The organism is Flavobacterium sp. WC2416 (assembly GCF_041200095.1).
GTDB lineage: Bacteria > Bacteroidota > Bacteroidia > Flavobacteriales > Flavobacteriaceae > Flavobacterium.
Genome location: NZ_CP165626.1, coordinates 2,285,200 through 2,307,792, shown reverse-complemented (window position 1 = coordinate 2,307,792; position 22,593 = coordinate 2,285,200). Strand labels below are relative to the sequence as shown.

The window sequence follows — 22,593 nt, the reverse complement described above, 5'->3', positions numbered from 1 at the left end:
ATCAAATAAATACATTTGTTTAAACTATTCCTTATGAGAAAATCTTTACTCCTCCTTGCATTTATAATTATTTTTTCGGCTTGTGGCGTTAAGCAAACTCGCAATTTATTAACTTCAGGAAACTATGATGATGCTATTGATAATTCAATTTCTAATCTAAGGTCCAATAAAGACAAAAAAGGGAAGCAAGACTATATTTACATTCTTGAAGAGGCATTTGCAAAAGCAAAAGAACGCGATTTAAACACTCTTAATTTGTTGAACCAAGATGCAAACTCATCGAATTTAGAAAAAATTTACACTACCTACATAGGACTAAATATTCGTCAAGAAAAAATAAAACCATTACTCCCCTTAAAATTTATACCACAAGGAAAAAATGCTCGATTTCCATTTGATAATTACAACACACAAATTATAGAAAGTAAAAATGCTTTATCACAATATTTATATGGTAATAGTAAAAAATTATTAGCGTCTAATTCAAAAATAGATTTCCGACAAGCTTACGACGATTTGGTTTACCTCAATCAAATAAACCCCAATTTCAAGGATGTTTTAAAATTAATAGAAGATGCCCAATTCAAAGGAACTGATTTTGTACATGTATTTTTGAGAAATGAAACCAATATGGTTATTCCAATTATTTTACAAAATGAGCTGTTAGACTTTAGCACTTATGGCATGAATGACAAATGGACCGTTTATCACAACAATAAACAGAACGGAATTAACTATGATTATGGCTTAATCATGAATTTTAGAGAAATTAACATCTCCCCTGAGCAAATTAAAGAGAAAGAATTTTTCAACGAAAAACAGATAAAAGACGGGTTTAAAACAGTTGTAGATAGAAACGGAAAAATAGTAAAAGACAGTCTTGGAAATCCAATAAAAGTTGATAATTTTAAAGCAATCAAAATTAGAATTTACGAATTCAATCAATTTAAAGCGTGTCAAATAACCGCTAAAGTTGATTATGTAAATCTAAAAACCAATCAATTATTAGAATCATTTCCAATTGCATCTGAGTTTATATTTGAAAATAGATATGCAACTTACAAAGGAGACAAAAGAGCTGCTGATATTGATTACTATAACTATTTTGACCGAAGACCATTACCATTTCCTTCCAATGAACAAATGGTATATCATACTGGTGAAGACTTGAAAGAAAAACTAAAAGCTATAATTACACAAAATAAATTCAGAAAATAAATAATCTTCAATTTGAATAGTACATTTTAGCAATGAAATATTAAAATATCGAGTTTTACTAACATTTTGCTAAAAAATTGTTAGAAAATATAAAATAAAGATTACATGTCAAAAATAAGTGTACTTTTGCACCAATGAATTATACAAGATTACATATAACATCTATCTCACGGATAAAACCAGCTAGTACTTCGCCCGAAGTACGGATACTATCTTTATAGTAGCCAAAACAAGTTTAGTTATATAGTATTCATTTTTCATTTTACCGTTTTGAAATCCCAACTGTTAAACATTGGATTATCATATCCTAAAAACAATAAAAAACAACATTCAATAACATTTATATCTAATTGTTATTCAATACTTTATTACTTTGTTTTTACATATAAATTCTTTAACTTTTGCTTCTCAAATTTAATTTATAGCTTATTTTTTAACCAAAAAATTCATCTTCTGAAATGAATATCTCTATTATTATAGCCCAGGAAGAACATTTTAAGTACGCACAAATTATATGCGATACCATAGAATCATCTGCCTTATTGAGAGGAACTGGAATTGCAAAACGTACTCCTGAATACATCCAAAAAAAGATGGAAAATAAGGATGCCGTAATTGCTTTAGACAATGGTGTATTTGCAGGCTTTTGTTATATCGAAAGTTGGCAAGACAGTAACTATGTTGCACATTCTGGATTAATTGTACACCCTGATTATAGAAATTTAGGTTTAGCCAAAAAAATTAAATCTAAAGTTTTTGAATACTCTTTAAAGAAATATCCAAATGCTAAAGTATTCGGAATCACAACAGGTTTGGCCGTTATGAAAATAAATTCAGAATTAGGATACAAACCCGTGCCTTTTTCTGAACTAACTACCGATCCAAGTTTTTGGAAAGGTTGTCAAACTTGTACGAATTATGAGATTCTAAAAAGCAAAGACAATAAAATGTGTTTGTGTACAGGAATGCTTTATGACCCAAAAGAAAAACAAAAGATCCCACCAAAGCATCCTTTTAATGTCCGGATTTGGAACCGTTTAAAAAAAATTAAGCAGGCCCTTTTTTTGGAAGACTAAAAAGGAAATTAAAATAAAAATAAAATTAGCTAAATGAAACTAACACATTTAGCCCATAAAAGCTCAAAAATGAAAAAAGTAGTATTAGCATATAGCGGAGGTTTAGATACTTCATATTGTCTTAAATATTTAAAAAACGAAAAAGGATATGAAGTTCACACTGTATTAATTAATACAGGAGGATTTGATGATGAAGAATTAACAGCAATTGAAGAAAGAGCATATGAATTAGGAAGTGCACAACACGCAAACCTGACTATTGTAGACAAATATTACGATAAAGCTATCAAGTATTTAATTTATGGTAATGTACTTAAAAACAATACCTACCCTTTATCTGTAAGTGCCGAAAGAGTTTTTCAAGCAATTGAAGCCATAAAATATGCGAAATCTGTAGGTGCCGAAGCTATCGCTCATGGAAGTACTGGTGCAGGAAATGATCAAATTCGTTTTGACTTGATTTTTCAAACCATCGCTCCTGAAATCGAAATCATCACTCCTATTCGTGATTTAAAATTATCAAGACAAGAAGAAGTAGACTATTTATCAAAAAATGGTGTACACTATTCTTGGGAGAAAGCACAATACTCTATCAACAAAGGACTTTGGGGAACTAGTGTTGGTGGTAAAGAAACACTTACTTCACACCAAGCTTTACCAAGTGAAGCCTACCCTTCTCAATTAACAAAAGAAGGCGAAGAAAAAGTAACTCTAGAATTTAAAAAAGGGGAATTGGTTGCCGTAAATGGAAAAGCAGATAAGCCATCCAATAATATTGTTGTTTTAGAGAAATTAGCAAACGCTTTCGCAATTGGTAGAGACACTCATGTAGGCGATACCATTATTGGAATAAAAGGAAGAGTTGGTTTTGAAGCAGCTGCTCCGCTGATCATAATTAAAGCACACCATTTATTAGAGAAACACACTCTAGGAAAATGGCAGCAATACTGGAAAGAGCAACTAGGAAACTGGTACGGAATGTTATTTCACGAAGGTCAATTTCTTGATCCTGTAATGCGTAACATCGAGGCTTTCCTTGAAGATACTCAAAAAACAGTTAACGGAACAGTTACAGTTTCTTTAAAACCATACCATTTCTCATTGGACGGAATAGAATCTGCTAATGATTTAATGAATACTGGTTTTGGTCAATATGGGGAAATGAACAATGCTTGGACATCTGACGATGCGAAAGGATTTATTAAAATTCTAGGTAATGCTCAAAACATATTTTCATCGGTAAACAATGAAACTTACGAGTAAAAATTTAACAGTCGAAAGTCAAAAGTCATAAAGTCGAAATTACTTGGTATTATAAAATAATCCCATGTGATGAAGCAATTGACTTTATAAACTTTAAGACATTTGACTTTCTACTAAAAAAACATAGATTATGATTACTATTGGAATAATAGGTGGTTCAGGATATACAGCAGGAGAATTAATTAGAATTCTAATGTTTCACCCTAATGCAAAATTAGATTTTGTTTACAGTACAACTAACGCAGGAAAACCACTTTCTATAGCGCATCAAGATTTAATGGGCGATATCGAAATGAATTTTACGGACACTATCAATCCTAATGTTGATGTTCTTTTTTTGTGCTTAGGACACGGAAAATCAATTTCGTTTTTAGAAAACAACACATTCTCTGATAAAACCAAAATCATCGATCTAGGAAATGATTTCCGTTTAACGAAAGACAAAGATTTTGAAGGAAAATCTTTTGTTTACGGTTTACCTGAATTGAATAAAATAGACATTCAAAAAGCTAATTATATCGCAAATCCTGGTTGTTTTGCAACAGCTATCCAACTGGCTTTATTGCCATTGGCCGCTGACGGATTATTAACCGAAGATGTTCACATCAACGCTACTACGGGTAGTACTGGTGCTGGTGTTGGTTTATCCCCTACATCGCATTTTAGTTGGAGAAACAACAATTTCTCACACTACAAAGCTTTTGAGCACCAACATTTGGGCGAAATCAATCAAAGCATCAATCAATTGCAAGCTTCCTACAGTGACGAATTAATTTTTGTTCCAAACAGAGGTGATTTTCCAAGAGGTATTTTTGCAACTTTATACACAAAATCTGAGGAAAGTTTAGAAGATTTAGTTGCTAAATATGAAGCATTTTATGTTGACCAACCGTTTGTAACCGTTACTACAACTAACATTAACATGAAGCAAGTAGTACAAACAAACAAATGTATTATTAGTTTATTGAAAAAAGAGAACCGGATATTAATAACCTCTGTTATTGATAATTTACTCAAAGGCGCCTCAGGTCAAGCCGTTCAAAACATGAATTTAATGTTTGGATTGGAAGAAACTACAGGATTGCATTTGAAACCATCTGGATTCTAAAAAAGTTTAATCGGTGAATCGTTTAATCGATTAGCCGAATAAGCGATTAAACAATTAAACAAAAAATCAAAATGAACTTATTTGACGTTTACCCATTATACCCTATCACGCCTGTAAAAGCATTAGATTGCACTATTACAGACGATAAAGGAATTGAATATTTAGATTTATACTCTGGTCACGGAGTAATTTCAATAGGTCACACTCAGCCAGATTATGTGGCTAAAGTAAAAGCACAATTGGATAATTTGAGTTTTTACTCGAATGCTATCCAAAATCCATTGCAAGTAGAACTAGCTGATAAATTAGGAAAAGCGTCTGGCTTGACTGATTTTAGTTTGTTCTTATGTAGCTCTGGAGCTGAAGCCAATGAAAACGCTTTAAAAGTAGCTTCTTTTCATACCAATAAATCAAGAGTGATTGCTTTTGACAACTCGTTTCACGGAAGAACATCTGCTGCTGTTGCAGTAACCGATAACAAAAAAATTGTAGCGCCATTAAACGCACAACAAGCAGTTACTTTCTTGCCATTGAACCAAATCGAACTGGTTGAAACAGAATTGAAAAAAGGAGATGTTTGTGCCGTAATCATTGAGCCTATTCAAGGGGTTGGTGGTTTAGACCAAGGAACAACGGAATTCTTTCAAGGGTTGGAAAAAGTTTGTGCTGCTAATGAAGTGGTTTTGATTTTGGACGAAGTACAATCGGGTTACGGAAGAAGCGGAAAGTTTTTTGCACACCAACATCACGGAATCAATCCTGATATTGTAACCACTGCTAAGGGAATGGGGAATGGTTTCCCAATTGGAGGTGTTTTAATTTCTCCAAAATTCAAAGCAAGCTACGGATTACTAGGAACTACGTTTGGTGGAAGTCATTTGGCTTGCGCTGCTGGTATCGCAGTTCTAGACGTGATGGAAAGCAAGAACTTACTTGAAAACACGAATAAAGTATCCGAATACTTTTTTGAAGCAATTAAAGTAATTCCAGAAATCATCAAAGTAAAAGGAAGAGGATTAATGCTTGGAGTTGAATTTGACTTTGACGTGAGTGCTTTGAGAAAGAAAATGATTATTGAAAAACATATATTTACAGGTGGAGCCAACAATAAAAACTTATTGAGAATCCTTCCTCCATTGACTATTACAACCGAAGCAATTGACACATTTATCGTTGCTTTACAAGAATCATTGGCCGAATTGAAATAATATTTTAAACATATAAGTCTAATAAGCCCTCAAACTTATATGACTTATATGTTTAATTTCTTCTATACTATTAAACTAAAAACGATGAATACCTTATTATCCATAGAAAAACGAAATGCTGTTTTAAGTAGAATGGCTGTACTTCTTGAACAAGAGAGAGCCCCTCTTAAAGCAATCAATCAACAGGATTTAAACAATTATTCTGGGGATGATTTGGCTATGGAAAAACGTTTATTAGTTGATGATACTAAGATTGATGGAATGATTTTATCGTTGCAACAATTGGCTAGTCAGGAAGATCCAGTAGGTAAAGTTCGTTTTAACTTCACTCATGATAACGGATTAAAAATCAGTAATAAAACTGCTGCATTTGGAACAATTCTAATCATCTACGAATCACGTCCAGACGTAACTGTTGAAGCAGGCGGAATTGCTTTCAAATCGGGAAATAAAATTTTATTGAAAGGCGGTAAAGAATCGTTACTTTCGAATCAAAAAATCGTGAGTCTATGGCATCAAGCATTGACTGATAATGACGTTGCCACTTCTTGGGTAGAATACCTAAATTATGATAGAACTGAAACCCAAGCTTTCTTAGAAAAACCAACACAAAAAGTTGACTTAATTGTTCCGCGTGGTGGAGAAAAATTAATTGCCTTTACAAAAAAACATGCTACTTGCCCCGTTATTGTAAGTGGTAGAGGAAACAATTTTGTTTACGTAAATGCAGAGGCCAATTTAGACCAAGCACTTTCTATCATTGTAAACGGAAAAACCTCAAACATATCTGTTTGTAATGCTTTAGATAAAGTATTAATTGATACTAATCTTCCTAATTGGGAAGTATTTGCAAATAGAGTTGTGGCAAAATTAAAAGAGTTCAATGTAATTGTTTTAGGAGATTCAACTGTAGCTGCAGCTACAAACGTTCCTGCAATCGAATCCGATTTAATTTGGTATGAAGAGTTTCTAGATTATAAAATTGTAATTGGTACAACCAATTCTGATCAAGGCGCCATTGATAAAATAAATAAATATTGTGGCGGGCATTCAGCTTCGATAATTACAACAAATAATGAAACAGCGCAAATATTCATGGACAATGTAGATACTGCCGCAGTTTATCAAAATGCCTCTACTCGATTTACAGACGGTGGTCAGTTTGGCCTAGGAGGAGAATTAGCAATAAGCACTGATAAATTACATCAAAGAGGTCCTATTGGTTTACAGCACCTAGTTACTAATAAATGGTATATTTATGGTGAAGGACAGATTAGATAGGGATTTAAAGATTAAAAGATTCATGTATTAAAAGATTGGGATAAAGAAATTTTTAAATTCTTAAATCTTTCAATTTTTAAATTAGAAATAATGGCTAAAAAAAGAATATTACTAAAAATAGGAAGCAATACCTTAACCAAGGAAACCAATCATATTTCGAGAGGAAAGATTGAAGATATTGGAATGCAAATAGCTGCTTTAAACGATCAATACGAATTTGTAATTGTAAGTTCTGGTGCTATTGCAGCTGCAAAACAATTTGTAAAGTTAGAAAGTAAAGGAAAAGAAATTTTCGTTAAACAAGCATTAGCATCTATTGGACAACCCCATTTAATGCGGATTTTCCATGAAAACTTTAGTGATTTAGGATTATTGACTTCACAGTGTTTATTGTCATATTCAGATTTTGAAAAAGAACAATCCAAAGTGAATATCGTTAACACCATCAATGTATTGATTGAGAATAATTATATCCCAATAATTAATGAAAATGATACAGTTGCTACAGACGAAATCCAATTTGGAGACAATGATAAATTAGCAGCTTTAACAGCGGTACTTTTAAAAGTTGATATTTTAATAATCGCAACAAACACAAACGGAATCTATACAAAAGCTTCAATTCATAACGATATTCCAGAAACCATTTCATTAGTAACTGATTTAGCTTTAATGCAACAAGAAGTTGGCGATTCTAAATCATCACATGGTACTGGTGGAATGCAATCCAAAATTGAAGCGGCTGCAATTGCAAAAGCCGCCAATATTGAAACTTGGGTTGTCAATGGATTAAAAGATGATTTTATTTTGAATGCGATAAACAACAGTATTCCGTTTACGAAAATTATATAAATGTTTATGTGTTTAATCGGTTAAACGATTAACTGATTAAACAAAAACCGATTAAACAATAAAACAATGAACTACATATCAGTAAAAAATATAGATTCACTCGACACATGGGTGAAACAAGCTTTAAAAATTAAAAAGAAGCCTCTTAAAAACAAAAAGCTAGGTAAAAACAAAACCTTAGGAATGTTGTTTTTCAACCCGAGTTTAAGAACGCGTTTGAGTACTCAAAAAGCAGCTTTAAACCTAGGAATGAATGTGATGGTAATGAATTTTACCAATGAAGGTTGGACACTAGAGTTTGAAGATGGCGCAGTGATGAATCAAGGCGCTTCAGAACACATTAGAGAAGCTGCCGAAGTAGTTTCTCAATACTGTGATATTATTGCGGTAAGAGCATTTGCTGGCTTAGTTGACAAAGAAAAAGACAATTCCGAAACAGTTTTGGCTGGATTCTTAAAATTTGCAACTGTACCCGTTGTCAACATGGAAGGTTGTACAGGACACCCATTACAAGCATTGGCTGACGCCATAACCATGGAAGAACACAAAACGGCACACCGTCCAAAAGTAGTTTTATCTTGGGCGCCACACCCTAGAGCTTTACCTCAAGCTGTAGCCAATTCTTTTGTGGAAATGATGCAGTTACAAGATGCCGACTTTGTAATTACTCATCCTGAAGGCTACGAATTGAATCCAGAAATTACAAAAAATTCAATCATTGAATACGATCAAAACAAAGCGTTTGAGAATGCCGATTTTATTTATACTAAAAACTGGAGTAATTATATTGATTACGGAAAAATAACAAATTCAGACCCAAACTGGACTGTGACTACTGAGAAAATGGCATTAACGAACAATGCCAAATTCATGCACTGTTTACCCGTGAGACGAAATGTAATTGTTACAGATGAAGTGATAGACAGCGAAAATTCAATCGTGATTGAACAAGCCAACAACAGGACTTATGCAGCGCAATTAGTATTACAAAAAATATTAGAAAATGCACAATAAAAAACCCATTACAGTAGTTAAAATTGGTGGAAATATTATTGATGATGCCGCAGAACTTAAACAATTCCTAGCTGACTTTTCAAAAATAGAGGGGCATAAAGTATTGGTTCACGGTGGAGGAAAATCGGCTACCAAAATGGCAAAAAGCATTGGCCTAGTTCCTCAAATGATTGATGGACGGCGCATTACTGATGCTGCCATGCTTGAAGTTGTGGTCATGATTTATGCAGGACAAATCAACAAAGATATTGTGGCTCAATTGCAAGCCAATAACACTAATGCGATCGGATTTTCAGGAGCTGACGGGAATTTAATCCAATCCGAAAAAAGAAACCATCCTACCATTGATTACGGTTTTGTAGGTGATGTTAAAAAAGTCAACACTTCCCTACTGGCTACTTTAGTAAATAGCGCCATTGTTCCTGTATTTTGTGCCATTACACACGATAAAAAAGGACAGTTGCTAAATACTAATGCAGATACAATTGCTAGCGAATTAGCGATTGCTTTATCGGATGTTTTTGAGGTAACATTGAGTTACTGCTTTGAAAAACCTGGTGTTTTATACGATGCCGAAGATGACTCATCAGTAATTGAAAAAATGAATTACGAATTGTACGCCAAATTAAAAGCCGAGAAAGCCATACATTCCGGAATGATTCCTAAATTAGATAACTGCTTCAATAGCTTGTCCAAAGGAGTGCATAGCATAAAAATTGGTCATCATAAAATGCTGAAAGACGCTAATGCAGTTTGCACACAAATTGAATTATAATAAAAGTTAGTCACACCCTTAAAAAAAGAATTGTGGCAAAACATAATAAAATATGAAAAACAAAGAAACACTTACTCAAGAAGCCATTGCATTACTAAAAAACCTGATTGAAACCCAATCTTTTTCAAGCGAAGAAGAGCATACAGCGGCTTTAATCGAAAAATGGTTTATAGTAAACGAAATTCCATTTGAGAGAGAAAATAACAATATTTGGGCATACAACAAGACTTTCGACAAGAGTAAACCAACACTTTTATTGAATTCGCATCACGATACGGTAAGACCCAATCAGGCGTATACCAAAGATCCTTTGAAAGCCATTGTTGAGAATGGAAAATTATACGGTTTAGGGAGCAACGATGCTGGTGGATGCTTGGTTTCACTTTTGGCAACATTTGTACATTTTTATCCTGCTGAAAATCTTCCTTACAACATTGTAATGGTAGCATCGGCAGAAGAAGAAAGCAGTGGAAAAAAAGGGCTAAATAGCGTGCTTAAAAGTTTACCTGAACTAGAGTGTGCCATCGTTGGAGAACCTACTTTAATGCAATTGGCCATAGCCGAAAAAGGTTTATTAGTTCTTGATGTTAAGGTAAAAGGAACGCCAAGTCATGCCGCACATCAAAATGATGATAATGCACTCTACAAATCAATTCCTGTGATGGAATGGTTTAAAAACTATACTTTCGAAAAAATATCAGAGCAATTAGGACCAGTAAAAATGACTGTTACCCAAATAAATGCTGGAAAACAACACAATGTTGTACCGTCTGAGTGTGATTTAGTTGTGGACATTCGCGTCAACGATTGCTACACCAATCATGAGATATTGGCCATCGTAAAAGAAAATGTACCTGCAGAAGTTACATCACGTTCCATGAACTTGAGTTCGTCATCAATCCCAGAATCGCATGGGTTAGTACAGGCAGGAATTGCTTTAGGAAGAACCACCTACGGCTCACCTACCCTTTCAGACCAGTCCGTTTTGAGCTGTAAATCCTTAAAATTAGGACCTGGTGACACCCTGCGTTCACACTCTGCTGATGAATTTATCTATTTAAATGAAATAGAAGAAGGAATCGAATTGTATATTAAAATACTTAGTGATTTTTTAAAGCAATAAAATAATTAGGAGCTATTTCCTGCTATCCGCTATATCTTTCCCTGCTTAAAAAAGCAGGAAAAGGATGTCGCTACTATCAGGGCTAGAAGATCTTAATAAACAACAAAAATACTATTTAAGTTTTAACCATAAACTTGACACATTAAACCTGAAACAAAAAAACAATATGAAACTTTGGGAAAAAGGAATACCAACTGATAAACAAATAGAACAATTCACTGTTGGTAACGACAGAGAATTGGATTTAGTTTTGGCTAAATACGATGCTTTAGGATCTATTGCTCACGCTAAAATGTTAGGAAACATTGGTTTATTAACCACTACCGAAACTGATTCTTTAGTCTCTGCATTAAACGAAATCATCGCTGATGTTGCCGCTGGAAATTTCGAAATTGAAGATTCATTTGAAGATGTACACTCCAAAATTGAATATTTACTGACAGCAAAACTAGGTAATGCTGGTAAAAAAATCCATACCGCTCGTTCTCGTAATGACCAAGTTTTGGTTGATGTCAACTTGTATTTAAAAGATGTTGTAATCGAACTAAAACAGCAAGTAAAATCGCTTTTTGATTTACTAATGGAATCGGCAGAGAAATACCAAAATGTATTGTTACCAGGCTATACGCATTTACAAATTGCTATGCCATCGTCATTTGGGATGTGGTTTTCCGCTTATGCCGAAACTTTGATTGATGATATCACCATGTTGAATGCCGCTCTAAAAGTGGTAGACCAAAATCCGTTAGGTTCCGCTGCAGGTTACGGAAGCTCCTTTCCTATCAACAGAACTTTCACAACCAATGAACTGGGATTCGAAACCCTAAAATACAATTCGGTTGCCGCTCAAATGAGCCGTGGAAAATCAGAAAAAACATTGGCTTTTGCCATGAGCAGCGTGGCAGCAACTTTGGCTAAGTTTTCGATGGATGTATGTTTGTACATGAGTCAAAACTTTGATTTCATTGGCTTACCAGCACATTTAACTACAGGTTCGAGCATTATGCCTCACAAGAAAAACCCTGATGTATTTGAGTTGATTCGTGGAAAATGCAATAAAATTCAAGCCTTACCTTATGAAATCACTTTAATTACAAATAATCTACCTAGTGGTTACCACCGTGATTTACAGTTATTGAAAGAGGGATTGTTCCCTGCCATTCAAAATTTACAGGCCTGTTTGGATATTGCGATTTTTTCTATCAAAGACATCAAAGTAAAAGACAACATCCTAGCAGATCCAAAATACAACTACTTATTTACTGTTGATACCTTAAACGAAATGGTGGTTGCTGGAATGCCATTTAGAGATGCTTATAAAGCGGTTGCAGAGCAACTGGAAAATGGAACTTACACTTCTCCAAAAGAAACCAAACACACGCACGAAGGAAGTATAAACAACTTATGTTTGGCTGAAATAAAAGAAAAAATGAATCAGGCTTTCTAAAAACTGGAAATCAATTTAAAAAATACTACGCACTGTAAATCACAGTGCGTTTTTTTATTCCCTATTTTAAACCTCAAAATATCATAATGCTAAATGTTAAAAAAATAACTATATATTTATAAAAGTAATTTTAAACGATTCGTATGGGAAAATTTGAAGAAAACGCCACAAATAGACTTTTTGAAAAAAATTTAATACCAGAGGAGCAATTCAAAGAAATTACTGTTCACCGAGATTTAAATATATTTTCATTGCATTCAGAATTAAAATTCTCCTTATACTTATCTGTTTTACTATTTACCTCGGGAATTGGTATTTTAATTTATGAAAACATTGATACCAGTGGCCATATCGCAATTCTCTCCTTATTATTGATAGTAACAGCAATTTGTTTTTATTTCAGTTTTAAAAACACGATAGGATTTAAAAAACAAGAAACTAATTTTGAAAATCCACTATTTGACTACTTAATTCTTACTGCTGTACTATTGAGTTGTATTTTCATAGGATATCTACAATTTCAGTACACTGCTTTTGGTACTCATTATGGATTAGCAACATTAATTCCCACAGCAATCGGACTCTTTTGCGCTTATTATTTTGATAATAAAAGCATCTTATCTATTGCTATTACAGGATTAGCTGCATATATCGGTTTATCTGTAAGTCCACAATCATTACTAAACAATAGTTTTTACGAAACAACTACATTAAGTTATTCGGCAATAGGTTTAGGAGTTATATTAGTTCTATGGTCCATTTACAGTAATAAGATTGCATTAAAAACCCATTTCACTTTAATCTATTTAACATTTGCCTTACACCTAATCAGTTTTTCCTGCATCAATAATTTATTCAATCCGTATTGGGGAATATTTGGATTTCTATTACTAGCCTCATCTTATTATTTTTATAAATCAAGCTATGAAGTTAAATCTGTTTCTTTATTCGTCTTCACCATTATATATGCTTACGTAGGTATCAATATTTTTATTTTTAAACTTATTGATATAGCAAATATCTCTGATTTTCTAATCCCGCTATTATATCTAGCTCCCTTTTATTTCATTGGTTCTATAATTTTATTTATCCGACTTATTAAAAAATTCAATAAAAATAGCAATGATGATACAATACGATAAAACCGAATTAGAGAATGTATCTTTAGTTGAAGAAGCACATTCTTTGAAAAATGCTGGCTTTATAAGCAAAGAACAATACAACTTGATAGTAAAAGAATTAATTATATTAAAAAGTAATACTAACATCCTTGTACGCATTGGTTTTTTTATACTTGGCAGTTTTTTATATTCTTCTATTTGTGGATTTATTTCTTTAATTCTCCTTCAAGCACTTACTGAAAATTATAAAGTTCTTCTTTTTATCTATACTATTATAGGTTTTGTAGGAACGGAAATTTTAACCAAGCAAAAATATTATGGACATGGTCTTGACGATGCCTTTTTGATTGGCTCCCAATTAACTTTGGCAATAGCCATAGGAATTTCAACAAATGGAAACGGATTAGTAATTGCCTCGATTCTTACTATTACTTCATTATTGAGTTACCTTCGTTATCTTCATTTATCAATGGCATTTCTGTTTTGTATATCAGGAACTTCGACATTGGTGTATACCCTATTTGAGTTTGGCGCCATGGGTAAAACGATTTTACCATTTGTAATTATGCTTTTTTCTGCAGGCATTTATCTTTATAGCAAAAAGGTTTTGGAAAATTTAAAAACGTTTTACTACTACAAAGGAATTCAATTAGCCTATAGCTTTAGTCTTATTTTATTTTACCTATCGGGAAATTATCTAGTAGTTAGGGAACTTTCAGTAGCATTACTTGGTGCGGGTATTGCTCCAAATAGTGATATCCCTTTTGCTTTTTTGTTTTATGCTTTTACGTTTATTGTTCCTATTGGCTATGTGGTGTACTCTTTGTTAATTAAGGACCGAATCATGCTTTGGATTGGATTAGTAGCACTATGCTTTTCTTTTTACACTATACGCTTCTATTACGCTATTTTGCCTATTGAAATAGTCTTAACCATAGGCGGATTAGTATTGTTTGCCTTTACTTATTTTTCGATAAAAAAATTAAAAAATAATACTACAGGAATCACATTCCAACCAGATCGTTTTAGTACAAAAAATGCATTTATGAATGCTGAAGCTTTAATTACTTCTCAACTGGGATTAAAACCCGAAATTAATCAAGAATCCAATATAGAATTTGGTGGTGGTGGTTTTAGTGGTGGCGGATCGTCAGGCAACTTTTAAAAACAAAAAATAAAGCCACGAATTCACGAATTATAAAGATTTTAATTCGTGAATTCGTGGCCTTATTTTAAACTTTCAGGATTATACTTTAGTCTTCAAAACTGTAGCGTCAATATCACTGTGAGAAGCATTATAAATCGCTTTTCCATCTTTTATAAGTAGCAACTGAGGAGATTGATGTTGTACTCCAAAACGATTTGCAATTTCATTAGAAACTTCACGATACGCTATTAAATCTAAAAAATATGGCGTAACTTTATCTGAGCTATCAAACTCATTTTCAAACTGTTTCAATGCCATTCTGCTTACACTACAACGTGTACTGTGTTTAAAAATAGCCACTGGATTTTCATTTGAAAGTGTCATTATTTCGTTCAACTGCCCCAAATCAGTTAAGTTATTCCAGTCCATTTTGCTACTAGAATCATTTTGGTTCTCTGAACCACTAAAAATATTTTTAAAAAAACTCATAATTTGTCGTTAATGCAGTCATTTTGACTGGTTTTTATGATAAAAATCATATTTTATACGCCATTTTGTCTATAATATTGTAATGGAATATAAATTGAAGATCTGTTTGCAAAGTTATCAATTAACTATAATTATATAACTACAAAAACAATAAAATCATGAACATAAATAAATTTACCATAAAATCGCAAGAAGCCATACAGCAATCGCAACAATTGGCTCAAAGCTTTGGACAGCAACAAATAGAGAACGAACACATTTTCAAAGCCATCTTTGAAGTCGATGAAAATGTAGCACCTTTTATTTTGAAAAAACTAAATGTAAATGTTCCATTATTCATACAAATATTAGATAGTACAATCCAGAGCTTCCCTAAAGTTTCGGGCGGTGAAGTGATGCTTTCGAGAGATGCAAATACGGCACTAAACGAAGCGGAGATTATTGCTAAGAAAATGAACGATGAATTCGTTTCTATTGAGCATTTAATTTTGGCTATTTTTGGTTCTAGAAGCAAAGTTTCCCAAATCTTAAAAGATCAAGGTGTAACCGAAAAAGGATTGAAAGCAGCCATTGACGAACTACGTAAAGGAGAAAGAGTTACTTCAGCATCAGCGGAAGAAACGTATAACTCATTGAATAAATACGCTAAAAACCTAAATGAATTAGCCAAAGCAGGTAAACTAGATCCAGTTATTGGTCGGGACGAAGAAATTAGACGTGTATTACAAATTCTTACGCGTCGAACTAAAAATAACCCCATGTTGGTTGGGGAACCTGGAGTTGGTAAAACTGCAATTGCCGAAGGTTTAGCGCACCGTATTGTGGATGGCGATGTTCCTGATAATTTAAAAGACAAGATAGTTTTCTCACTAGATATGGGAGCGCTGATTGCGGGAGCCAAATTCAAAGGAGAATTTGAGGAACGCCTCAAAGCGGTAGTGAAAGAAGTCACTGCTGCCGAAGGTGACATTGTGCTTTTTATTGATGAGATACATACCCTTGTAGGTGCAGGTGGTGGCGAAGGCGCTATGGATGCTGCTAATATTTTGAAACCAGCTTTGGCTCGTGGAGAATTAAGAGCCATTGGTGCAACGACATTAGACGAATACCAAAAATATTTTGAAAAAGACAAAGCCTTAGAACGTCGTTTCCAGAAAATTATCATCGAAGAACCCGATACCGAAAGTGCGATTTCTATCCTTCGTGGTATCAAGGAAAAATACGAAACACATCATAAAGTACAGATAAAAGACGAGGCTATTATTGCTGCGGTCGAATTATCACAACGTTATATTACCAATCGTTTTCTTCCAGACAAAGCGATTGATTTAATGGATGAGGCCGCTTCTAAAATCCGAATGGAAATCAATTCAAAACCAGAAGAACTGGATGTTTTAGATCGAAAAGTGATGCAACTTGAAATCGAAATCGAAGCCATCAAAAGAGAAAAAGACGAGACCAAGCTCAAAACCTTAGGAATGGATTTAGCCAACCTAAAAGAAGATCGCAATAAAATCTATGCCAAATGGAAATCAGAGAAAGATGTAGTTGATAATGTGCAGGCAATCAAAACGGAAATTGAAGATTACAAATACGAAGCAGAACGTGCTGAGCGTGATGGTGATTACGGTAAAGTAGCCGAAATTCGTTACGGAAAAATCAAAGAAGCCCAAGAGCGTCTCGATGTCTTACATAAAGAATTAGTCGAAAATCAAGCCGGTGGAAGCTCTCTAATCAAAGAAGAAGTTACTCGTGAAGATATTGCCGAAGTAGTGGCTAAATGGACTGGAATTCCAGTGATGAAAATGCTACAAGGAGAACGCGAAAAACTATTGCATCTAGAAGAAGAGCTACACCGTCGTGTGGTAGGACAAGAAGAAGCGATTGAAGCCGTGAGTGATGCCGTACGTCGTTCTCGTGCTGGATTGCAAGACATGAAAAAACCAGTAGGAACTTTTCTATTCTTGGGAACAACTGGTGTAGGAAAAACCGAATTGGCGAAAGCCTTAGCTGAATACTTGTTTGATGATGAAAACGCCATGACGCGCATTGATATGAGTGAATACCAAGAACGCCACAGTGTGAGCCGTTTAGTAGGTGCGCCTCCAGGATATGTAGGTTATGATGAAGGCGGTCAATTGACCGAAGCCGTGCGTAGAAAACCGTATTCGGTGATCTTATTGGATGAGATTGAAAAAGCACATCCTGACACGTTCAACATCTTGCTACAAGTACTGGATGAAGGACGTTTAACAGATAACAAAGGACGTTTGGCCGATTTCAAAAACACCATTATTATCATGACTTCTAATATGGGTAGTCAGATCATACAGGAAAAATTCGAAAATCTAAAAGGAAGTATGGAAGCCGCTACTGAGGCTGCCAAAGTAGAAGTTCTTGGTTTATTAAAACAAACGGTACGCCCTGAATTCATTAACCGTATTGACGAAATCGTGATGTTTACCCCTTTAACAAGTGCCAATATCACAAGAATTGTGAGTCTACAATTGAAATCAGTGACCAAAATGCTTGCCCTACAAGGCATTACCATGGACGCCACACCAGAAGCCATAGAATATTTAGCCGAGAAAGGTTTCGATCCACAATTTGGTGCCCGCCCCGTAAAACGTGTGATTCAAAGAGATGTATTGAACACCTTGTCCAAAGAAATTTTGGCTGGTAAAATAGCTACTGATAGTATCATACTGTTGGATGCTTTTGACGGAGAATTGGTTTTTAGAAATCAATCCGAATTAGTAGAATAATTATTTATAGTTTTTTTGTAGTAAGAAAACACCAGTCATGAAGCTGGTGTTTTTTTATACCTTATTTTTAAGGAGCAGAACTAGTGTTTTCCATAAAAACCCTCCCTCCTGCTTTCGGCTGTATCTCTCCGTTGCACTACGAGGATGCCGCCTCCATCAGGGCTAGAAAGAACGAGCTATTTTCATAATTTGAAGTAAATTATATATATTAATGTGCTTACCGGAGCGTTCCGCTCGTGACCACAAAAAAAATAACCCCACTGGTTCACGTTTGTCTCAATTATCTGGAACTTGTTTCCTACGAGTACTTGCCTAAATTAGAAAATGAGTAGTAGCATTTTGAACGTGGCTAACTAAAGCGATAAATATAACAGCAACCTCATTTTGTTAATTTAAATTATAGTATAATTTATATTGTAAATAATTATTTGCTAAATTTGAAAAAGCACCGTTTACTTTTTAAAAGCAATTCATTTAATAAATATTGGTCTAAAATCCCAGTTAGTCTAATTTTCAAACGCAATGACAATAAAAAAAAATCCTACTTCAGATATCGAATATCATTTTGATAATTTTTTTAATATTTCAGCTGATCTAATTTGTATTGCCGGATTTGATGGTTATTTTAAAAGAATAAATCCCGCTGTCTCAGAATTATTAGGGTACACCGATGAGGAATTGTATGCTAGACCCATACATACATTTGTTTATGCACCAGATCTTAAAATGACAATCGAAACGAGAGAACAAGTGTATAAAAATAAAGCGCTGTTAAATTTCGAAAATAGATACTTAACCAAAACTGGGGAGCTGGTATGGTTATCTTGGACTTCGATGCCAGTTGAAGATGAAAAATTAGTATATGCCATAGCTAAAAACATTACTCATAAAAAAAGAATTGAAGAAGAGCGAAATATACTCCTTGCAAATTTGACAAAAATTAATAAAGACCTCAAACATTTATCCTATACCACCTCGCATGATTTAAAATCTCCCGTAAATAATTTACTATCGGTATTTGATCTTATTGATATTTCTAAGATTAATGATGAAGAGACCCTTGAATTTATAACGATCCTAAAAACAACAACAGAACGTTTAAGCCAAACTTTAAAAAAATCCGTAGATGAATTAATTCAAAAAGATGAGTTAAATGCTTCAATTGAAGAATTAAGTTTAAAAGAAAATTTAAAGCAAGTATTACTTTCTATAGACTCTTTAATAAAAGAGTCTAAAATTAAAATCGCTATTGATTTTGAAGCAGTTCCTACTATTAATTTCAATAAAGAATACCTCAAAAGCATATTCTTAAACTTAATCACAAATTCAATAAAATATTCAAAACCAGATACTTTCCCTTCTATTTCTATTACTTCTACAACAGAAAATGGAAAAAGTCAGTTAATTTATTCCGATAATGGATTGGGTTTTGACATGGATTTAGTCCGTGATAAAATATTTGGATTGCATCAAAAATTCCACAATCATATTGATAGTAATGGTATCGGACTTTACTTAATTTACAATCACATCACTAATTTAGGTGGTCGGATTGAAGTAGAAAGTCAAATAAACGAAGGAGCAAAATTCACAATAACATTCAAGGACTAAAAACAGAATAACGTCAAAAACACACGATTAAATCATCGCTACCATGAATTATTTGGTGTGGGCTTCGTTTTAAAAGCACAAATTATTTTTATAAAAATACCATCTAGCGTTACCGTTTGAACGTAAGAAACAAACAAAATCTAGATTTTAAAGAACATAATACATTAAAAAATAAATCATGTTAACCTTCAATAAAAACTACTTTGGAGTTACTATTCTACTTTTTGTAATTGAAGTTATAATTGCTGTTTTTGTACATGACAATTTTGTAAGACCTTATCTTGGGGATGTTTTGGTAGTAATTTTAATCTATTGTTTTATTAAATCATTTTTAAAATTAGGCGTTTTACCAGCCGTGCTATTTGTATTGATTTTCTCTTTTTCAATAGAGTTTCTTCAATATCTAAATATTGTCAAGACCTTACATTTAGAAAATTCTAAAATAGCACGAACAGTAATAGGAACTTCCTTCTCTTGGATTGATTTATTAACCTATTTGATAGGTTTAATTATCGTTATTGTCGTAGAGAAATATGTACTAAGAAAGGATATCGAAACAATTAGATAATACTCCTCAAGCAAACCAAAAATGCGATTCCACGGTTAAGATTAATCAAAGTGTTGATTCATAATAATCGTACTTTATTTTATTTATGCTTATTATAATATCCTAAAAATTCTATTAATGGGAATTTCAACACCTTGCTTTAAAACGACACTTTCATCAGTTAGTGCCCAAACTGTTGTTTCTACCATTTTTTTAGAGTTGCTGTCTTCGAAGTAAATTTGGATTTTTGAATGTTCTAAATTCCCTAAAGAAAGCGCACGTTCCAAATCATTTTTTCTTTGCTTGATTGCAACATCGTCTTCTAATACTTCAATATGAGGGAATTTTAAAGAATGGATGCTTTCTTTTTCGATGGTTTCAAAATCACTAGTCATAATTATTGGGGTTTTTATTAATCAGTAGTTTTAATTTATTGGCAATGCTATTTTAATAGGGTTTTAATTAGTAATACAAATATAAAATACATTTCCTTTCTCCATACATTGTTATTACTATTTTAACAAACGTCTTTTTAATAGTCACATAAATTCCTATTTTTGTACTCTAAAATTTATCTGATGCCAAATAAAAAATACAAAATAGCCGTAATCCAATTGAACCTTAACGATGTTGCCGAAAACAACTTGAAAAAATGTTTAAGCTGGGTTCGTGATGCGGCAAGTCAAGGTGCGGAAGTAATTTCGTTACCAGAATTATACAGCAGTCATTATTTCTGTCAAAGTGAAGATGTTGATAATTTTGCTTTAGCAGAACCATTGTATAGTACTTCATTTATTGCTTTTAGTGCTTTGGCAAAAGAGTTAGGTGTTGTAATCATTGTTCCTTTCTTCGAAAAAAGAATGGCTGGCATATACCACAATAGCGCTTACATCATTGACACAGACGGATCAGAAGCAGGATTGTATCGCAAAATGCATATTCCAGATGATCCTCATTTTTATGAAAAATTCTACTTTACGCCAGGTGATTTAGGTTTCAAAACAATTCCTACTAAAAAAGGAAAAATTGGAACACTAATTTGTTGGGATCAATGGTATCCAGAAGCCGCTCGTTTAACGGCGCTTCAAGGTGCTGAGGTTTTATTTTATCCTACCGCTATTGGATGGCATCCAGCCGAAAAAGACGAATATGGTGTCAACCAACACGGTGCTTGGATGAGCGTGATGAAAGGACATGCTGTTGCAAATGGCGTTTATGTAGCTGCTGCAAATAGAATCGGACTAGAACAATACTTGCCAGATACGGCAGGAATTCAATTTTGGGGATCTTCATTTATTGCCGGACCACAAGGAGAAATTTTGGCGCAAGCCTCACACGACAAAGAAGAAATCTTAATTGCCGAAGTAGATCTTGACTTACAAGAAAATGTACGTCAGAACTGGCCATTTTTTAGAGACAGACGCATTGACGCTTTTGGAGATATTACTAAAAGAGCAATCGACTAAATATGAATACTACAAATAATAGAAGATTTCCTGCAGAATGGGAAAATCAACAAGGCATATTACTTTGTTTTCCTCATAACGGAAAAGATTGGCCAGGAAAATACGAAGCCGTTCAATGGGCTTTTGTTGAATTCATTAAAAAAGTAGCTACTTATGAAACGGTTTTCTTAGTAGTCATAGATGAAAAGCTAAAAGACAAAGTGACCGAAATGCTAGAAATGGCAAGAGTAGACTTAAATAATATCTCTTTCATTATCCAAAAAACGAATAGAAGCTGGATGCGTGATTCTGGACCTATTGTTGTTTATAATGGCTATCAAAGAGAAGCATTGAATTTCAACTTTAACGGTTGGGCAAAATATAAAAACTACCAATTAGATAAACACGTTCCTGAAAGGGTAGCAAATTTTCTAGATATGCCACTTACGCAAGTGATGTACAAAGGAAAACCAGTTATCGTTGAAGGAGGTGCAATTGACAGTAATGGAAAAGGAACATTATTGACTTCAGAGGAATGCCTGATGCACCCTGATATTCAAGTTCGGAACCCTGGTTTTACTAAAGTCGATTACGAAGCTGTTTTCAAGGAATACCTTGGAATTACTAACGTGATTTGGCTTGGAGATGGTATTGAAGGCGATGACACTCATGGTCATATTGATGATTTATGTCGTTTTATTAACGAAGATACAATCGTGACCATTGTAGAAACAGATCAAAAAGATAATAACTACCGACCATTACAAGATAACTTGAAACGTTTGCAAAATGCTAAGCTTGAAAATGGAAAATCACCTGTTATTGTTGCTTTACCAATGCCTAAACGCATTGATTTTGAAGATTTAAGATTACCTGCTAGTTACGCTAATTTCTTAATTTTGAACAAATGCGTTTTAGTTCCAACATTTAACGATGTTAACGATCGTAAAGCCTTAAATATTCTAGCGGAATGTTTCCCTGATAGAGAAATTATTGGGATTAGTGCCATAGACTTTATATGGGGGTTTGGAACTTTACATTGTTTAAGTCAACAAATTCCAACTTAAAATATCATTTGATTATTCTTATAATAAAAAACACCA

Annotated in this window: 20 protein-coding genes; 18 read left to right on the top strand and 2 right to left on the bottom strand. The window is 33.6% G+C overall.

The features are described from left to right. Positions 1-33 precede the first annotated feature (33 nt). The 13 genes from AB3G39_RS09830 to AB3G39_RS09770 all read left to right on the top strand — a co-directional run bounded on the left by AB3G39_RS09830 (position 34) and on the right by AB3G39_RS09770 (position 14,651). Positions 34-1,218, top strand: coding sequence for a hypothetical protein (locus tag AB3G39_RS09830; protein WP_369765061.1), 1,185 nt, complete (start codon positions 34-36; stop codon positions 1,216-1,218). A 458-nt stretch (positions 1,219-1,676) separates the two neighbouring features. Then, positions 1,677-2,294, top strand: a complete 618-nt coding sequence (locus AB3G39_RS09825; protein WP_367770124.1) for a GNAT family N-acetyltransferase — start codon at positions 1,677-1,679, stop codon at positions 2,292-2,294. A gap of 69 nt (positions 2,295-2,363) precedes the next feature. Next, positions 2,364-3,557 carry an argininosuccinate synthase gene (locus AB3G39_RS09820; protein WP_367753280.1) on the top strand — a complete coding sequence of 398 codons (1,194 nt, stop codon included), beginning with the start codon at positions 2,364-2,366 and terminating at the stop codon, positions 3,555-3,557. A 130-nt stretch (positions 3,558-3,687) separates the two neighbouring features. Continuing rightward, positions 3,688-4,665: an N-acetyl-gamma-glutamyl-phosphate reductase gene (gene argC, locus AB3G39_RS09815; protein ID WP_369765060.1), complete on the top strand. Its 978-nt coding sequence runs from the start codon at positions 3,688-3,690 to the stop codon at positions 4,663-4,665. Between the two features lie 71 nt (positions 4,666-4,736). Further along, positions 4,737-5,873, top strand: a complete 1,137-nt coding sequence (locus AB3G39_RS09810) for an aspartate aminotransferase family protein (protein WP_367770128.1) — start codon at positions 4,737-4,739, stop codon at positions 5,871-5,873. 84 nt (positions 5,874-5,957) lie between these two features. Continuing rightward, complete coding sequence (locus AB3G39_RS09805; RefSeq protein WP_369753870.1) at positions 5,958-7,154, top strand: glutamate-5-semialdehyde dehydrogenase; 1,197 nt, start codon at positions 5,958-5,960, stop codon at positions 7,152-7,154. A gap of 90 nt (positions 7,155-7,244) precedes the next feature. Then, positions 7,245-8,006 carry a glutamate 5-kinase gene (proB, locus tag AB3G39_RS09800; RefSeq protein WP_369765059.1) on the top strand — a complete coding sequence of 254 codons (762 nt, stop codon included), beginning with the start codon at positions 7,245-7,247 and terminating at the stop codon, positions 8,004-8,006. A gap of 66 nt (positions 8,007-8,072) precedes the next feature. Continuing rightward, positions 8,073-9,020: an N-acetylornithine carbamoyltransferase gene (locus AB3G39_RS09795; protein WP_369765058.1), complete on the top strand. Its 948-nt coding sequence runs from the start codon at positions 8,073-8,075 to the stop codon at positions 9,018-9,020. Then, the gene (gene argB, locus AB3G39_RS09790) at positions 9,010-9,795 is read left to right on the top strand and encodes an acetylglutamate kinase (protein ID WP_369765057.1); all 786 of its coding nucleotides are present in this window, start codon (positions 9,010-9,012) and stop codon (positions 9,793-9,795) included. The genes AB3G39_RS09795 and argB overlap by 11 nt, the downstream gene beginning before the upstream one ends. A gap of 52 nt (positions 9,796-9,847) precedes the next feature. Continuing rightward, complete coding sequence (locus AB3G39_RS09785; RefSeq protein ID WP_369765056.1) at positions 9,848-10,918, top strand: M20 family metallo-hydrolase; 1,071 nt, start codon at positions 9,848-9,850, stop codon at positions 10,916-10,918. Positions 10,919-11,084: 166 nt separating this feature from the next. Further along, positions 11,085-12,365, top strand: coding sequence for an argininosuccinate lyase (argH, locus tag AB3G39_RS09780; RefSeq protein WP_369766278.1), 1,281 nt, complete (start codon positions 11,085-11,087; stop codon positions 12,363-12,365). Between the two features lie 143 nt (positions 12,366-12,508). Continuing rightward, positions 12,509-13,507 carry a DUF2157 domain-containing protein gene (locus AB3G39_RS09775; protein WP_369765055.1) on the top strand — a complete coding sequence of 333 codons (999 nt, stop codon included), beginning with the start codon at positions 12,509-12,511 and terminating at the stop codon, positions 13,505-13,507. After that, entirely contained in the window at positions 13,488-14,651 is a 1,164-nt protein-coding gene (locus tag AB3G39_RS09770; RefSeq protein WP_369765054.1) for a hypothetical protein, read from the top strand. Before AB3G39_RS09775 ends, AB3G39_RS09770 begins: the two co-directional genes overlap by 20 nt. Before the next feature lie 81 nt (positions 14,652-14,732). On the opposite strand, the gene ytxJ is transcribed toward AB3G39_RS09770, so the two are convergent. Continuing rightward, entirely contained in the window at positions 14,733-15,122 is a 390-nt protein-coding gene (gene ytxJ, locus AB3G39_RS09765; RefSeq protein ID WP_369765053.1) for a bacillithiol system redox-active protein YtxJ, read from the bottom strand. 158 nt (positions 15,123-15,280) lie between these two features. Between ytxJ and clpB the strand changes: the two genes are divergently transcribed. From clpB to AB3G39_RS09750, 3 genes are all read left to right on the top strand, one after another. Beyond that, entirely contained in the window at positions 15,281-17,887 is a 2,607-nt protein-coding gene (gene clpB, locus AB3G39_RS09760; RefSeq protein ID WP_369769326.1) for an ATP-dependent chaperone ClpB, read from the top strand. A 522-nt stretch (positions 17,888-18,409) separates the two neighbouring features. Next, positions 18,410-19,498, top strand: a complete 1,089-nt coding sequence (locus tag AB3G39_RS09755; RefSeq protein WP_369769325.1) for a PAS domain S-box protein — start codon at positions 18,410-18,412, stop codon at positions 19,496-19,498. A gap of 178 nt (positions 19,499-19,676) precedes the next feature. Next, positions 19,677-20,066 carry a DUF2809 domain-containing protein gene (locus tag AB3G39_RS09750; RefSeq protein WP_367770157.1) on the top strand — a complete coding sequence of 130 codons (390 nt, stop codon included), beginning with the start codon at positions 19,677-19,679 and terminating at the stop codon, positions 20,064-20,066. Positions 20,067-20,158: 92 nt separating this feature from the next. On the opposite strand, the gene AB3G39_RS09745 is transcribed toward AB3G39_RS09750, so the two are convergent. Beyond that, positions 20,159-20,440 (bottom strand): hypothetical protein, encoded by a 282-nt coding sequence (locus tag AB3G39_RS09745; RefSeq protein WP_367753311.1) that lies wholly within the window; start codon positions 20,438-20,440, stop codon positions 20,159-20,161. A 183-nt stretch (positions 20,441-20,623) separates the two neighbouring features. On the opposite strand from AB3G39_RS09745, the gene AB3G39_RS09740 reads away from it, so the two are divergent. Both AB3G39_RS09740 and AB3G39_RS09735 read left to right on the top strand, forming a co-directional pair. Continuing rightward, on the top strand, positions 20,624-21,511 hold the full coding sequence (locus tag AB3G39_RS09740) for a carbon-nitrogen hydrolase (RefSeq protein ID WP_367770160.1): 888 nt from the start codon (positions 20,624-20,626) through the stop codon (positions 21,509-21,511). A 2-nt stretch (positions 21,512-21,513) separates the two neighbouring features. Then, a complete protein-coding gene (locus tag AB3G39_RS09735; RefSeq protein ID WP_369765050.1) occupies positions 21,514-22,557 on the top strand; it encodes an agmatine/peptidylarginine deiminase in 1,044 nt (347 codons plus the stop codon). Positions 22,558-22,593 lie beyond the last annotated feature (36 nt).

Excerpts from the sequence above, each read along its gene's own strand:
- AB3G39_RS09830 (WP_369765061.1), top strand. The coding sequence starts at position 34 with ATGAGAAAATCTTTACTCCTCCTTGCATTTATAATTATTTTTTCGGCT.
- AB3G39_RS09825 (WP_367770124.1), top strand. The coding sequence starts at position 1,677 with ATGAATATCTCTATTATTATAGCCCAGGAAGAACATTTTAAGTACGCA.
- AB3G39_RS09820 (WP_367753280.1), top strand. The coding sequence starts at position 2,364 with ATGAAAAAAGTAGTATTAGCATATAGCGGAGGTTTAGATACTTCATAT.
- argC (WP_369765060.1), top strand. The coding sequence starts at position 3,688 with ATGATTACTATTGGAATAATAGGTGGTTCAGGATATACAGCAGGAGAA.
- AB3G39_RS09810 (WP_367770128.1), top strand. The coding sequence starts at position 4,737 with ATGAACTTATTTGACGTTTACCCATTATACCCTATCACGCCTGTAAAA.
- AB3G39_RS09805 (WP_369753870.1), top strand. The coding sequence starts at position 5,958 with ATGAATACCTTATTATCCATAGAAAAACGAAATGCTGTTTTAAGTAGA.
- proB (WP_369765059.1), top strand. The coding sequence starts at position 7,245 with ATGGCTAAAAAAAGAATATTACTAAAAATAGGAAGCAATACCTTAACC.
- AB3G39_RS09795 (WP_369765058.1), top strand. The coding sequence starts at position 8,073 with ATGAACTACATATCAGTAAAAAATATAGATTCACTCGACACATGGGTG.
- argB (WP_369765057.1), top strand. The coding sequence starts at position 9,010 with ATGCACAATAAAAAACCCATTACAGTAGTTAAAATTGGTGGAAATATT.
- AB3G39_RS09785 (WP_369765056.1), top strand. The coding sequence starts at position 9,848 with ATGAAAAACAAAGAAACACTTACTCAAGAAGCCATTGCATTACTAAAA.
- argH (WP_369766278.1), top strand. The coding sequence starts at position 11,085 with ATGAAACTTTGGGAAAAAGGAATACCAACTGATAAACAAATAGAACAA.
- AB3G39_RS09775 (WP_369765055.1), top strand. The coding sequence starts at position 12,509 with ATGGGAAAATTTGAAGAAAACGCCACAAATAGACTTTTTGAAAAAAAT.
- AB3G39_RS09770 (WP_369765054.1), top strand. The coding sequence starts at position 13,488 with ATGATGATACAATACGATAAAACCGAATTAGAGAATGTATCTTTAGTT.
- ytxJ (WP_369765053.1), bottom strand. The coding sequence starts at position 15,122 with ATGAGTTTTTTTAAAAATATTTTTAGTGGTTCAGAGAACCAAAATGAT.
- clpB (WP_369769326.1), top strand. The coding sequence starts at position 15,281 with ATGAACATAAATAAATTTACCATAAAATCGCAAGAAGCCATACAGCAA.
- AB3G39_RS09755 (WP_369769325.1), top strand. The coding sequence starts at position 18,410 with ATGACAATAAAAAAAAATCCTACTTCAGATATCGAATATCATTTTGAT.
- AB3G39_RS09750 (WP_367770157.1), top strand. The coding sequence starts at position 19,677 with ATGTTAACCTTCAATAAAAACTACTTTGGAGTTACTATTCTACTTTTT.
- AB3G39_RS09745 (WP_367753311.1), bottom strand. The coding sequence starts at position 20,440 with ATGACTAGTGATTTTGAAACCATCGAAAAAGAAAGCATCCATTCTTTA.
- AB3G39_RS09740 (WP_367770160.1), top strand. The coding sequence starts at position 20,624 with ATGCCAAATAAAAAATACAAAATAGCCGTAATCCAATTGAACCTTAAC.
- AB3G39_RS09735 (WP_369765050.1), top strand. The coding sequence starts at position 21,514 with ATGAATACTACAAATAATAGAAGATTTCCTGCAGAATGGGAAAATCAA.